16 protein-coding genes are annotated in these 13,479 nt (G+C 60.0%); 3 read left to right on the top strand and 13 right to left on the bottom strand.

Going from position 1 to position 13,479, the window contains the following annotated elements; all coding sequences use genetic code 11:
- Nucleotides 1–193: 193 nt before the first annotated feature.
- From NAV33_RS17575 to rplU, 5 genes are all read right to left on the bottom strand, one after another.
- Nucleotides 194–655 carry a CreA family protein gene (locus NAV33_RS17575; RefSeq protein WP_255982437.1) on the bottom strand — a complete coding sequence of 154 codons (462 nt, stop codon included), beginning with the start codon at nucleotides 653–655 and terminating at the stop codon, nucleotides 194–196.
- Between the two features lie 8 nt (nucleotides 656–663).
- Nucleotides 664–1,782, bottom strand: coding sequence for a glutamate 5-kinase (proB, locus tag NAV33_RS17580; protein ID WP_255982439.1), 1,119 nt, complete (start codon nucleotides 1,780–1,782; stop codon nucleotides 664–666).
- A 109-nt stretch (nucleotides 1,783–1,891) separates the two neighbouring features.
- A complete protein-coding gene (gene cgtA / locus NAV33_RS17585; RefSeq protein ID WP_255982441.1) occupies nucleotides 1,892–3,109 on the bottom strand; it encodes an Obg family GTPase CgtA in 1,218 nt (405 codons plus the stop codon).
- A 165-nt stretch (nucleotides 3,110–3,274) separates the two neighbouring features.
- Nucleotides 3,275–3,532: a 50S ribosomal protein L27 gene (gene rpmA, locus NAV33_RS17590; RefSeq protein WP_003281574.1), complete on the bottom strand. Its 258-nt coding sequence runs from the start codon at nucleotides 3,530–3,532 to the stop codon at nucleotides 3,275–3,277.
- A gap of 35 nt (nucleotides 3,533–3,567) precedes the next feature.
- The gene (gene rplU / locus NAV33_RS17595; protein ID WP_255982444.1) at nucleotides 3,568–3,879 is read right to left on the bottom strand and encodes a 50S ribosomal protein L21; all 312 of its coding nucleotides are present in this window, start codon (nucleotides 3,877–3,879) and stop codon (nucleotides 3,568–3,570) included.
- Between the two features lie 247 nt (nucleotides 3,880–4,126).
- Between rplU and NAV33_RS17600 the strand changes: the two genes are divergently transcribed.
- Nucleotides 4,127–5,095, top strand: a complete 969-nt coding sequence (locus NAV33_RS17600) for a polyprenyl synthetase family protein (protein WP_255982446.1) — start codon at nucleotides 4,127–4,129, stop codon at nucleotides 5,093–5,095.
- A 157-nt stretch (nucleotides 5,096–5,252) separates the two neighbouring features.
- Nucleotides 5,253–5,480, top strand: a complete 228-nt coding sequence (locus tag NAV33_RS17605) for a hypothetical protein (RefSeq protein ID WP_255982448.1) — start codon at nucleotides 5,253–5,255, stop codon at nucleotides 5,478–5,480.
- Nucleotides 5,481–5,491: 11 nt separating this feature from the next.
- Here the strand turns inward: NAV33_RS17605 and NAV33_RS17610 are convergent, their stop codons facing one another.
- The 5 genes from NAV33_RS17610 to mscL all read right to left on the bottom strand — a co-directional run bounded on the left by NAV33_RS17610 (nucleotide 5,492) and on the right by mscL (nucleotide 10,067).
- Entirely contained in the window at nucleotides 5,492–6,109 is a 618-nt protein-coding gene (locus NAV33_RS17610) for an FKBP-type peptidyl-prolyl cis-trans isomerase (protein WP_255982450.1), read from the bottom strand.
- Between the two features lie 136 nt (nucleotides 6,110–6,245).
- Nucleotides 6,246–6,398 carry a hypothetical protein gene (locus NAV33_RS17615; RefSeq protein ID WP_255982452.1) on the bottom strand — a complete coding sequence of 51 codons (153 nt, stop codon included), beginning with the start codon at nucleotides 6,396–6,398 and terminating at the stop codon, nucleotides 6,246–6,248.
- A 159-nt stretch (nucleotides 6,399–6,557) separates the two neighbouring features.
- On the bottom strand, nucleotides 6,558–6,893 hold the full coding sequence (locus NAV33_RS17620) for a hypothetical protein (protein ID WP_255982454.1): 336 nt from the start codon (nucleotides 6,891–6,893) through the stop codon (nucleotides 6,558–6,560).
- Between the two features lie 175 nt (nucleotides 6,894–7,068).
- Entirely contained in the window at nucleotides 7,069–9,519 is a 2,451-nt protein-coding gene (locus tag NAV33_RS17625) for a Lon protease family protein (RefSeq protein WP_255982456.1), read from the bottom strand.
- 137 nt (nucleotides 9,520–9,656) lie between these two features.
- Nucleotides 9,657–10,067 carry a large-conductance mechanosensitive channel protein MscL gene (gene mscL, locus NAV33_RS17630; RefSeq protein WP_272887406.1) on the bottom strand — a complete coding sequence of 137 codons (411 nt, stop codon included), beginning with the start codon at nucleotides 10,065–10,067 and terminating at the stop codon, nucleotides 9,657–9,659.
- Between the two features lie 385 nt (nucleotides 10,068–10,452).
- Between mscL and radA the strand changes: the two genes are divergently transcribed.
- Nucleotides 10,453–11,814: a DNA repair protein RadA gene (radA, locus tag NAV33_RS17635; RefSeq protein ID WP_255982458.1), complete on the top strand. Its 1,362-nt coding sequence runs from the start codon at nucleotides 10,453–10,455 to the stop codon at nucleotides 11,812–11,814.
- Between the two features lie 14 nt (nucleotides 11,815–11,828).
- On the opposite strand, the gene NAV33_RS17640 is transcribed toward radA, so the two are convergent.
- From NAV33_RS17640 to NAV33_RS17650, 3 genes are all read right to left on the bottom strand, one after another.
- Nucleotides 11,829–12,197: a PilZ domain-containing protein gene (locus NAV33_RS17640; RefSeq protein ID WP_255982460.1), complete on the bottom strand. Its 369-nt coding sequence runs from the start codon at nucleotides 12,195–12,197 to the stop codon at nucleotides 11,829–11,831.
- A 61-nt stretch (nucleotides 12,198–12,258) separates the two neighbouring features.
- Nucleotides 12,259–12,720 (bottom strand): methyltransferase family protein, encoded by a 462-nt coding sequence (locus NAV33_RS17645; protein ID WP_255982462.1) that lies wholly within the window; start codon nucleotides 12,718–12,720, stop codon nucleotides 12,259–12,261.
- Between the two features lie 104 nt (nucleotides 12,721–12,824).
- Nucleotides 12,825–13,463 carry a response regulator gene (locus tag NAV33_RS17650; RefSeq protein ID WP_255982464.1) on the bottom strand — a complete coding sequence of 213 codons (639 nt, stop codon included), beginning with the start codon at nucleotides 13,461–13,463 and terminating at the stop codon, nucleotides 12,825–12,827.
- Nucleotides 13,464–13,479: the final 16 nt, after the last annotated feature.

The raw sequence follows: 13,479 nt of genomic DNA on the forward strand, positions 1-13,479 counted from the left end.
AACAGACATCCGCAGAAGCACATTACGAGCCAGCCTCCTCGCTAAAGCCAAAGGCATTCGCACAAGGCAAGCCCCCCCCCCGAAGACAGACCAGCACACCGAACCCCTGATTGCACTTTGCGGCACTACAGCATTGCAGGCCGCGGCCAACACAACGCCGATAGCACGCCATAGCTAGTCCGTCGCTAGAGCTTTACCGAGCCTGCACCCACGGCAAGATCGGAATAGCCGTTACCGCATTCTGCGGACTGCCTTCAATCACGCGATCGCTGTAGACCAGGTATATCAGCGTATTGCGCGCCTCATCGAAAAAGCGCACTACTTGCATAGTCTTGAACACCAGCGAAGTACGCTCCCTGAATACCACCTCGCCATCCTCAAGCTTGTCGCTCATACGGATCGGGCCGACCTGGCGACAGGCGATCGATGCCTCTGCCCGATCTTCAGCGAGACCGAGCCCGCCTTTTATGCCGCCGGTCTTGGCCCTGGATAGATAACAGGTCACGCCTTCGACCTTGGGATCATCGAAGGCCTCGACCACAATCTTGTGGTTCGGCCCGAGCCACTTGAACACCGTGTCGACTTCGCCCACTTCGCGCGCCATTCCGACCATCGGCCAGGCAAGCAGCAAGACCAACACCTTTGCCAATCGCATCGAATACCTCACAGCAGAATCAGGTTGTCGCGATGGATAAGCTCAGGCTCATCGACATAGCCGAGCAGCTTTTCAATTTCGTCAGACGAATGCCCCAAAATCCGTTGAGTTTCAGCAACGCTGTAGTTGACCAGGCCACGCGCAACCTCCTGACCTTCGGGGCCCACGCAGACGACCATCTCACCGCGGCGGAAGCCGCCTTGCGCTGCCCTGACACCGACCGGGAGCAAACTCCGACTACCCTGCTTGAGCGCCACCACCGCACCGGCGTCGAGCGTCACCGAGCCGCGCGTCTGCAAGTGGCCAGCGAGCCATTGTTTACGTGCAGCATGACGGCTGCGCTCCGGCGCCAGCAGCGTGCCCAACTGCTCCCCCGCCCTCAGCCGCGCCAAGACCTGCTCGATGCGGCCGCCAACGATTACGGTATGCGCCCCTGATCGCGCAGCGAGCCGCGCAGCGCGCAGCTTGGTCTGCATACCACCACGCCCCAACGCACCCCCTACAGCACCGGCAACCAGATCCAGCGCCGGATCGTCGGCACGGGCCTCGCTGATTAGCTTGGCATCGGGGTTGTTTCGCGGATCGGCATCGAACATACCGTCGCGATCAGTAAGGATCACCAGCAGATCCGCCTCAACCAGGTTCGCCACCAGCGCAGCCAGGGTGTCGTTGTCACCGAAGCGGATTTCGTCGGTAACAACCGTATCGTTCTCGTTTATGACCGGAACCACGCCAAGATCGATCAGGGTCCGCAGAGTACTGCGCGCATTGAGGTAGCGCTTGCGATCGGAGAGATCATCATGCGTGACGAGAATCTGGGCAGTCTGCTGATCGCAGCGCGCAAAGCTGGTTTCCCAGGCCCGAATCAACCCCATCTGACCGACCGCGGCAGCTGCCTGCAGCTCGTGAACAGCCTTGGGACGCGTCGTCCAGCCGAGGCGACTCATGCCAGCCGCAACGGCACCAGACGATACCAGCACCAGCTCGACCCCGGCTTCACGCAGCGCCACCATCTGGTCGACCCAGACCGCCATCGCAGCCTGATCGAGACCACGCCCATCGGCTGTCAGCAGCGCGCTGCCGATTTTTATCACCCAGCGCCGCGCGCCGCTCACCTTGTCCCGCATCGATCCCGCCTTCTATCCGGTAACCGGCCAAACCATTCGATGAGCAGCAGACGAGCCAGCCAGCCCGTCGACCACTCGCTAAATCCTGCACCTATACAAAAAACAGCGCTTAACGCACGTAGAAAACTTCCGCGCCGCCTTCATCGTCATCGTCATCGTCGAAGTCGTCATCATCGACATCCATCGCCGCCTTGACGCCGGCACGACGCAACGCACGCTGATCGTCAAGCTCCTGCAGACGGGCCCGCGCCTCGTCTTCGATTTGCTGATCCAGCTCGGCAAGCGCCTCGGCATAACCCGGCTCCTCGGCGAGACGCAGCGTGCGCTCGTCCAGATAGCGCATGATCGCCTGACTGAGCTCTTCGGTACCTTCGCGCTCGAGAGCGGAGATGACAAATACAGGCCCCGTCCACTCGAGGCGCTCGACCACCTGGCGGACCCGCTCTTCGCGATCCTCCTCAAGCAACTGATCGGCCTTGTTCAGCACCAGCCAGCGATCGCGCTGCGCCAGCGCGGGACTGAACTTCTCCAACTCGTTGAGGATGACTTCGGCAGCGTCCGCCGGATCGCTTTCGTCCAGCGGCGCCATGTCAACTAGGTGCAACAACAAGCGGGTGCGTGCCAAGTGTTTAAGAAACCGGATGCCGAGACCCGCACCTTCCGACGCGCCTTCGATCAGCCCAGGAATATCGGCAATCACGAAACTCTTGTAACGGCCAACACTGACGACCCCGAGGTTCGGCACCAGCGTGGTGAATGGGTAATCGGCAACCTTCGGCTTTGCCGCCGAAACCGAGCGGATAAAAGTGCTCTTACCCGCGTTCGGCAGGCCCAGAAGACCAACGTCAGCCAGCACCTTCAATTCCAGCTTCAGGTCGCGCACATCACCAGGCTTGCCCGGCGTGGTCTGCCGCGGCGCACGATTGGTGCTCGACTTGAAGCGCGTATTACCCAGGCCATGCCAACCGCCCTGAGCGACCAACAGACGTTGACCTGGCTTGGTCAGGTCGCCAATAACATCCTGGGTAGCGGCATCAATTACGGTGGTGCCGACCGGCACCGGCAGAACCAGATCATCACCCTTCGCACCAGTGCATTCCGTGCTGCCGCCCTTCTGCCCGTTCGGCGCATTGAAGCGGCGGGTATAGCGGTAGTCGACCAGCGTGTTGAGATTCTCGTCGGCCTCCATGTAAACGGAACCGCCGTCACCACCGTCGCCGCCGTTGGGGCCGCCCTTTTCGATGAACTTCTCACGACGGAAGCTCATCATGCCGTTGCCACCATCACCGGCCTTTACAAAAATCGACACTTCATCGACAAATTTCATGGGAACGCCTCCCGTCGCAGGGACGGGCTAGAAAAACGGAAACATAAGGGTCTTGCAAAACCCAGCGAAAATTTAGAGCAAAGCAGTGTTTTGCAAGAGCCCTATAGAGGATACAGAAACAAAAAAGCCCCGTCGCATGACAGGGCTTTTCCAGCAACGCCGCAGTTAGGCTGCGACGACGCTCACGTAGCGACGACCGAAAGCGCCCTTCACTTCGAATTTGATCACGCCTTCCACTTTCGCGAACAGAGTGTGATCCTTGCCCATGCCAACGCCGTAACCGGCGTGGAACTGGGTGCCGCGCTGACGCACGATGATATTACCGGCCTTGATGGCCTGGCCGCCGTACATCTTCACGCCAAGTCGTTTGGCTTCTGAGTCGCGACCGTTGCGGGTAGAACCGCCAGCTTTTTTGTGTGCCATGAGTTCAATACTCCTATAAGGGGATTCAGGCCCTATTAGCCCTGAATACCGGTGATTTTGACCTCAGTGAACCACTGACGGTGGCCCTGACGCTTCATGTGGTGCTTACGACGGCGGAATTTGATGATGGTGACCTTGTCATGACGACCTTGGGCGATCACTTCAGCAGTGACCTTGGCACCATCGACCACCGGAGCGCCGATCTTTACATCGTCGCCGTTGCCGACCAGCAGAACGCGGTCAAAAGTGACTGCTTCGCCAGTTGCAACTTCGAGTTTTTCAATCTTGAGGAATTCGCCTTCGGCGACCTTGTATTGCTTGCCGCCGGTAACGATAACTGCGTACATCTGTGTATCTCCGTTGATCCTGCTCACCCAGCGCTTAAGTGAAATAGTTGGAGGCTGGCATGGCTGCTCGGGGCCGGAAGGGACGCCCTTGCAATTGCGTAAGGCAGGGAAATGCCCAGGGGGAAGTTCAGGGTCCGCGATTGTACGCATGCGCCAAGGCTCACGCAATAGCCGGCGGGCCTTGCCTTGACAGTGTCTGACCCGCCCCATAGCATGCCGCGCAATCTCCGAGGAGTACTCGTCCCCGATGCAACCCCAGGCCTTTTACCAAGTAGTGGCTGAAGATTTTGCCGCTGTTGACGGCATTATCCGCAACCAACTGACTTCCCGCGTGCCGTTGGTGGAAAAAATCGGGGACTACATCACCTCGGCCGGTGGCAAGCGCCTGCGCCCCTTGTTGGTCCTGCTCAGCGGCAATGCACTAGGCCTCAAAGGTGAACAACTGCGTCTTCTCGCGGCCATCATTGAATTTCTGCACACATCGACGCTACTGCACGACGACGTGGTCGACATGTCCGGCATGCGCCGTGGCCGCTCCACGGCCAATGCGCTGTGGGGCAACGCGCCCAGCGTACTGGTAGGCGACTTTTTGTATGCGCGCTCGTTCGAAATGATGGTCGACCTGGGCTCGATGCCGGTCATGCGGATCATTTCCCAGGCCACCCGCGTGATCGCCGAAGGCGAAGTGCTGCAGCTGTCCAAGGTTCGCGACGCCAGCACCACCGAAGAAATCTACATGGAAGTCATCCGCGGCAAGACGGCCATGCTCTTCGAGGCATCGACCCACAGCGCCGCGACCCTGGCCGGCGCCAGCGGGGAGCAGTGCGAAGCATTGCGTACCTTCGGCGACCATCTGGGTGTTGCCTTTCAACTGGTGGACGACCTGCTCGACTACCAGGGCGATGCCGAAACGCTCGGCAAGAATGTCGGCGACGATCTGGCTGAAGGCAAGCCAACCCTGCCACTGATTTACACCATGCGAGAAGGCAGTGCAGAGCAGGCCGCGCTGGTGCGCAAGGCTATCCAGAAAGGCGGCATTGAAGACCTCGAAAGTATCCGTACGGCCGTGGAGGCGTGCGGCGCACTGGACTACACCGCACGCATGGCGCGTGACTATGCCGATCGCGCTATCGCCTGCCTTGAGCTGATACCCGCCAACAGCTATCGCGATGCCTTGGTGGAGCTTAGCCGCTTCGCCGTCGCCCGCACGCACTGACATCAACGCCGAAGCAAACTCCACCCCGCTCACCCCAGCACTTCATTAGCCACATCGACCAGACCGACTCGCCGCCATCAATCGAGCTGAGATTTTTTGTGCTTGCATGTTTGCAAATAACAATTATTCTCATTAAGGAAACTAACTGGAGGCGAACATGACTTATCTGATTGATGCCTGGCTGGATCGCCCGCAGCCCTATCTGCGGATACTCGACCGCAACACCGGTGTGGTGTGCATTTCACTGGAAGGAGAGGCCCTGGATGAGTTGCGCGACCAGGGCGATCTGGATCTGCAGGAGCTGAGCACCAGCGAGCCCGGCGTGCTCAAGGAACAGGTACGCAACCTGTTCCTGTTCTCCTATGCACGGGCACTGCGCCCGTAGCGCAGAACGGCTTACAGAACGGCGAGCAGCTCGACGTCAAAGACCAGCACACTGTGCGGGGGAATGCTACCGACACCCTGGGCGCCGTACGCCAGCTCGCTCGGCACATAGAGACGCCACTTGCTGCCAACGCCCATCAACTGCAGAGCTTCGGTCCAACCAGCAATCACGCCACCGACCGGGAATTCGGCCGGCTGGCCACGCTGATAGGAGCTGTCGAAGACGGTGCCATCAATCAGCGTGCCGTGATAGTGCGTGCGAACCTGGTCTTCGCGGCTCGGCTTGGCGCCATCGCCAGCGGTTAGTACTTCATACTGCAGACCCGATGCAAGCGTGGTAACCCCTTCTCGCTTGGCATTTTCAGCCAAGAACGATTTGCCCTCGCCTGCGGCGGCTTCGGCCTTCTTTTGTGCTTCGGCCTGCATGCGCTCGCGAATGACCGCGAAGCTGGCGTTCAGATCTTCCGGGCTGACCTGGCTCGCAGCACCTGCGAAGGCATCACGGATGCCTGCGATCACCGCATCCAGGCTGATGCCCGGCGGAGGATTGTCACGCAACTGATCTCCCAGCTGGCGACCGATGCCGTAGCTCACGCGAGTTTCGTCGGTTGAAAGGTTTAGATCAGTCATGCCTGGGCTCCGCTGGAAAAAAGGGCCGACAGCCTAGCACAGCTCGCGGCTTGCCTAGGCCGTAAGCAAGCCATGCGTTCGGGCTTGAAGCTTAAAAGCATCGTCCCCTTCAGCAGCACTTCAGGTGCCGACAGCATCAATACTTGGTGAGCTTGTCCAGGCCGCCCAGGATGGGCCAGATTTCCTGAAAGAGCATGATCGCCGAGGCCAAAAGAGCGAACACCAGGCCAAAGCAGGTAGGTGCAGCAACCAGCGCGGCATACATGGTGTTCTCGATGAAGCGTTCCATCTGTTCTCTGAGGCGGATACAGGCAGGCGAATATACGCAGCGCTACGGAGCCTTCAATAAACGCCCTGGCAGCATATTTAGCTTGTGGATAAGAACTTTACAAAGCCGCCGGCTTAGCAAAAAAAAGCCAGCGTGCAGACGCGACGCGCTCATCAAGAATCAGGTCCTGGACTCCCAGCCACCGAGGTAACGAGCCTGGTTGGCGTTGACCTTGCGCAACTCAGCTTGCATATGCAGCTGCCAGATCGACGGCGAGCTGGACTCGCAATAGCCTTGCCCATAAAGATTACTGGCAATCGCCTCCAGCACCGACTCGGCCTCCCGAGGCCCGTGGAATGGGCCCTGTGCCTTGATTGCAGTAGGTTGGCCGGCATCGATACCTGCCGCGCAGAGCAACGTCCAAAGGCCATTGCCACCGGCCAGAGGGCGGACGATGCACTCGATACGGGTCACCAGACCCAGGCACTGGCGATTCAAGCAAAGCGTGTGAGACATGACGGCGATCCTCGCGCTCGGTTGCGCACCGTCATTCTGGATGGATTGGCGGGCCAACCTGTTTATCCTCAGAAGCTGTGGATAACCATGTGGATAGGGAGTGGGAATTCCCTTCCATTGCAGACCCGCCATCGGTCGTATCGTTCCGTTCAATAACCGCTCAATGTAGAACCGACTAGTTCTGCTCCGCACCGTTTCTTGGCGCTGTGGCTAGGACCTCCGACGGTGACGCCGCGTCGCTCTTGGTTTCGTCCTCGAGTTCAATCTCGGCGATATCGCGCAAGCGCTCCACCACCCGAGCGTTGACGCTGCCCTTGGGGAACTGTCCGTCCTTGTCCGCCGCCCCCACCTGTTCACCCACCAACAACGAGAGGGCTTCATCCACATGACGTACAGCGTAGATGTGGAATCGCTCCTGGCGAACGGCTTCAAGTACTCGCTCGTCGAGCATCAGCGTGGTGACGTTGGCGAATGGAATGATGGCGCCCTGCTCACCCGTCAGCCCGCGCGCTTCGCAAAGCCGGAAGAAGCCTTCGATCTTCTCGTTGACGCCACCGACGGCCTGCACCTCACCGAACTGGTTGATCGAGCCGGTGATGGCGAAGCATTGTTTGAGGGGTGTCCGCGAGATGGCCGAAATCAGCGCGCAGCACTCGCCAAGCGATGCGCTGTCGCCGTCGACATAACCGTAGGATTGCTCCAGCGCGATGCTGGCAGAAATTTCCAGCGGAAACTCCTGCGCATAGCGGCTGCCAAGGAAGCCGGTCAGGATCATCACACCCTTGGAGTGAATCGGCTGGCCGAGATTGACCTCACGCTCGATGTCGACAATGCCCGAGCCGCCCGGATAAACGGTGGCCGAGATGCGCGCTGGCATCCCGAACGCGGAATCACCGACCTCCAGCACCGTCAGACCGTTGCACTTGCCAATAGCGGCGCCTTCACTGTCAATGAGGATGATGCCGGCGAGGATGTCCTCGAGAATTCGTGCCGAGACGCGCCCGGTCCGGGTGGCTTTGGCTTTCAGTGCCCGTTCGATGTGGCCGACATCGGTGACTTCGTCCTTGGCCAGCTGGCGAATGAAGTCCGCCTCGCTGACCAGCTGGAACAAATCACCGATACGAGCCGACAGACGCCCCTGATGCTCGGCCAGTCGCGCACTGTAGGTGGCCAGACGCGCAACAGCCGCCGCGGTCAGCGGCGCCATGCCCTCTTCCGACGTGCGCGTTTTCATCAGTTGGGCGAACTGTTCGAGGCTATCCTCGGCCAGCGGAATTTCCTCATCGAAATCCACCAGCACGCGAAACATCTCTTGAAAGTCTGGATCCAGATCCTGCAGCGTGTAGTACAGCTGCCGCGAGCCAATGATCACGACCTTGACGTTGAGCGGAATGACCGCCGGGTTCAGCGTCACGGTGGCCAGCCGACCGAGCTCGGCCAACGGCGACTCCATCTTCAGCTTGCGCGATTGCAACGCACGCTTGAGCGCGTCCCAGACGAAGGGTTCGCTGAGCATCTTTTCCGCTTCGAGCATCAGGAAGCCGCCATTGGCGCGGTGTAGGGCGCCCGGCCGCAGCTGGCGGTAGCTGGTGTAGAGCGCGCCCTGATCGGTGCTGTATTCGATGCGGCCGAACAGGTTGTCATACGTCGGGTGCGGCTCGAACACCACCGGCGCACCGCCGTCCAGCGGGTGCCCAACCACGAGGCTCGGGCTGTATTGTTCTTCGAGCAACTGGCGGGTCTGGGCGTCGGGACGATTTTCATCGACCAGTTGCTCGACTACGGTTTTCAGCAGATTGACCTGCACTGCCTGCAGGTAGGCCTCGATGCCGGCGTTCTCGCCATACTTCTCCGACAACGGCGCGAGCAGCGGCTGTAAGGCTTGGCTGATGGTCTCGTCGTTGAGCTGACGCAGCTGATTGCTCGACTCGCGCTTCCACTGCGGCAGACTGGCGAGACCTTCATTCAAATGGACTTCCAGCGCGGAGATGTCTTCGTGGTAGCGCTCGCGCTCCGCTTCTGGCAGCTGGGCGAACTCCGCCTCGTCCATCGACTTGCCATCCTTCATCGGCGTGAAGGCGATGTTGCTGCTGTCGCGGTAGAGCGCAATCTCCTTTTCCAACGCAAGCTTCTCGATGACATCCAACGCCTTGTCGTAGCGCTGATTGAAGGCGCGATCGATGGCGCTCTTCTTCTGTTGGAAGCTTGGGTGCTCGAACACCGCAGGAAAAGTCGCCATCAGGTTATCGATCAGCTGACCGATGTCGGAGATGAACTCACCGGCTCCGCCTTGGGGCAACTCCACCACGCGTGGCTCACGCGGCTCGTCGAAATTGTTGACGTATACCCAATCCGAGGGCGTATCCAGCCGCTTACCTTCGGCTTTGAGGTAGCGGCGCACGAACGAGAAGCGCCCCGTTCCCGGCTCGCCCATCACGTAGACGTTGTAGCCGGGACGCGGCATCGCCACGCCGAACTGTAGGGCTTCGACCGCGCGCTCCTGCCCGAGCACGCCGAGGAAGGGCTCGAGTTCATCGGTGGTCTTGAAATCGAACTGGGCAGGTTCGAAAGGGCGGGTCAGCGCCTCGGGCGCCAGGCGCAGGCCGGCAGCGACAGTTTCGGGCATCGGAAATCCTTGCTGGAGTGGCCTGACGGCCACGATTGATGCCGCCATTCTGGCGATGCCTCTGCCTGGCTGCAAGGTGTAGAAAGCCGTGCCGCAAGCGGTGGTGCCCCAAATCCATGGAGGTAATCAGGCCCGTCTCATGGCCGATTCTGTGCACGCAGCGCATCGCGGATTTCGGTCAGCAGCACCTCCTCCTTGCTGGGTGCCGGCGGAGCGGATGGCGCCTCTGCCTCCTTGCGCTTGAGACTATTGATGCCCTTCACCGCAAGGAAAATGGCGAAGGCAACGATGATGAAATCAAACACCGTTTGGATGAAGCGCCCATAGCTGAGAGTTACAGCGGGCGCATCGCCCACGGCTTGCTTGAGCACAATGGACAGATCCGAAAAATCCACACCACCAATCAACATCCCAAGCGGCGGCGTCACCACATCCGCGACGAAGGACGAGACGATCTTCGTGAACGCCGCCCCGACTATGATGCCGACCGCCATGTCGATGACGTTTCCTCTCACCGCAAATGCTTTGAATTCATTGAGCATGCCCATTTGATTGCACTCCCCTTGGTAATTGATAGATTGCGGCCGGAACGACCGCCGTAGCGCTTCGACCCTGAGCAGCATAGATTTGGTTCAAGCACCGGGCTAGAGAGTTTCAGTGACGGGCGACAATGGTTCGAGCGGTTTTGATATCACCTACTTATCGCAGGCGGTGCACGTTAATGAGTACGGTGCCGCACTTTGATGGGCTGCATCCATCCCACGTCGGCAATCGGGGCTATCCCATCGAGGCGAAACCGTAGGCGCCGGTGTAGCCCATCGCGCATGTGCCTCGCTCCTGTGCGATTCCTTTACAGTCGCGCGGCGCTTGTGGCTGATGCCGATCGAGTCAGCCGTTATCATGCGACTCCATTTGCTCGACACGGAGTTCCCCATGGCTAAGGCCAAGCGCATGTATGGCTGCACTGAATGCGGCTCGACCTTCCCCAAGTGGGCCGGCCAGTGCGGCGACTGTGGCGCCTGGAACACGCTAGTCGAAACCATCATCGACGGCGCCACGCCGCCGTCTGGCCGCGCTGGCTGGGCCGGCGACCAGGCTAACATCAAGACCCTGGCCGAAGTCAGCGTCGAGGAAGTGCCACGCTTTTCTACTGCCTCAGGCGAACTGGATCGCGTGCTCGGCGGCGGATTGGTAGACGGCTCGGTAGTGCTGATCGGCGGCGACCCCGGCATCGGCAAATCGACCATTCTCCTGCAGACCCTGTGCAATGTAGCCCGACAGTTTCCAGCCCTTTACGTCACTGGTGAGGAATCGCAGCAGCAGGTGGCGATGCGTGCGCGCCGCCTGGACCTGCCGCAGGACAAGCTCAAGGTGATGACCGAAACCTGCATCGAAACCATCATCGCCACCGCGCGCCTGGAAAAGCCCAAGGTGATGGTGATCGACTCGATCCAAACGATTTTCACCGAACAGCTGCAATCGGCACCCGGCGGCGTCGCGCAAGTTCGCGAAAGTGCGGCGCTGCTGGTGCGTTTCGCCAAGCAGAGCGGTACGGCGATCTTTCTTGTCGGCCACGTGACCAAGGAAGGCGCATTGGCTGGGCCGCGGGTACTGGAGCACATGGTAGACACCGTGCTGTATTTCGAAGGCGAATCGGATGGACGCCTGCGCCTGCTGCGTGCAGTGAAAAACCGCTTCGGTGCAGTCAATGAACTGGGCGTGTTCGGCATGACCGACAAGGGTCTCAAGGAAGTCACCAACCCCTCGGCAATCTTTCTCACCCGCGCGCAGGAAGCAGTACCCGGCAGTGTGGTCATGGCCACCTGGGAAGGCACCCGGCCGATGCTGGTGGAGGTGCAAGCGCTGGTCGACACCAGCCACATGGCCAATCCGCGCCGCGTCACTCTGGGTCTCGACCAGAATCGCCTGGCCATGCTGCTCGCCGTCCTGCATCGCCATGGCGGCATTCCGACCTATGACCAGGACGTGTTCATTAATGTGGTGGGCGGGGTGAAGGTACTGGAGACCGCGTCCGATTTGGCGCTGATGGCCGCGGTGATTTCCAGCCTGCGCAACCGACCGCTGGATACTGACCTGCTGGTGTTCGGCGAGGTCGGCCTATCCGGTGAGATTCGACCAGTGCCGAGCGGTCAGGAACGTTTGAAAGAAGCCGCTAAGCACGGATTCAAACGCGCCATCGTGCCCAAGGGCAACGCCCCGAAAGAGGCGCCTGCTGGACTCGAGATCATCGCGGTGACGCGGCTCGAACAGGCGCTGGATGCGTTGTTCGAGTAATACCGCGACGCTGCTCAGGGCGCGCCGAGTGCAGCAAGTTCACGCTCGAGTAGCGCTTCGTCACCGAGATTGAGCTCGACCAGCCGTCGCAAATGACTGATAGAGTCGACGTCGATGTGCCGGCAAACCATGCCGATCAGCTCGCCTTTGGCATGGGTCATTTCGACCTCCATGCGCACCTCAACATCGTCGGACAGCCGTATCTGTGCTTCGAACGGTTGCGCGGGATCGGCATCCCAACCCACCGGACGGTGCACCAGCAGGCCTTTCAGCGACAAGTCGTGCAACTCGACCGGCCAACGTCGCTGTCCCTGTACGAGAGCCGTTTCGGCATCGAAGGCAAAGCGCTGGAAGCGCCGACGTTCGCTGCTGGTTTCGCTCATCAGATCTACTCCTGAGAAAACTTCATTCACTATAGGTCAGGCCAGCCGATGCCAAGGCGGTTCAGAACCAACGCCGTACATGTCGCCGATAGGCCCGGTAATCGTCACCGAACAATCGCGTCAGCAAATGCTCCTCATGGACGATCACGGTGCGCTGCATGCAGAGGATCAGCAAGGGAAGCAACAACCATGGCCAGAGGCTGTCGAGCAGCAGCGCAATGCCGCAATAGATCAGCGTATCGGCGAGATAAATGGGGTTGCGTGAGAAACGGAACGGCCCGGTCTGTAGCAGGCTGCTCGGCTTACCGTAAGGGTTGATGGTGGTGCGGTGGCGATACATCTCCAGCGCCGCCCAGACCATTAGAAAGATACCGGCGGCAATCGAACCCCAGCCGATAAATGGCAACAACCCGTACTGCGGCAGATCGAGCGGCACCCACTTCGTCAGCCCCCATGCGCAGGCCACAAAACTCAGGTAAACCAGCGGCGGCGGCAGAATCACGCCCGAAGGGATGAGAGACATGTGGCGTCCAGAGAGCTGTTTGATGGCCAATCCTACAGGAAGCCACGGACAAGCTAACGACGGCGTCTGGACGAATCGTTCCCTTAAGCGCTTCGAACGGATCGCTAATGCTGCCCCGGCAACCAACCATGCACCATCGCATGCTTCATCAGATCCGCCGGCCGATCGATATCGAGCTTGCGGCGGATGCTTAGCCGGTGGGTTTCCACCGTTCGTACGCTGATCTGCAGGGCGCGCGCCATGGCCTTGTTGTTATGCCCTTGGGCCAACATCAGCAGTACCTCGCGCTCGCGCGGGGTCAGCTCGCGCTCCTCGCCGCCGCGGCTGGCCAGCTTCTCGGCGATGCCTTCACTGTAATAGGTGTTGCCCGCGGCAATCGCCTCGATCGCGAGGATGATTTCCCGCGACGGTGCGTCCTTCAGCACGTAACCGCAGGCGCCAACTTTCACCGATGTGTTCACGTATTCCTGATTGTCGTACATGCTCAGGATCAGTATCCGGATGTCCGGATATTGCTCGCGCAGCGACTGGGTCAGCTCAAGCCCGTTGATGTCCTTCAAGCCGATATCCATCAGTACCACGTCAGCCGGCACGCGACCGAGTAGCTCGATCGCCTCGGCGCCACAACCGGCTTCGCCGACAACATCCAGCTCCGGCACGGCCATCAACAGCGCACGGATGCCATCACGCACCAGCGCGTGATCATCGACGAGTACCACCTTGATGCAAGCTTTCGGGTTCATTGGGCGAGCCTCTTCT

The sequence above is a fragment of the Stutzerimonas stutzeri genome (genome assembly GCF_024448715.1).
In the GTDB taxonomy this organism is placed as follows: Bacteria; Pseudomonadota; Gammaproteobacteria; order Pseudomonadales; family Pseudomonadaceae; genus Stutzerimonas; species Stutzerimonas stutzeri_AR.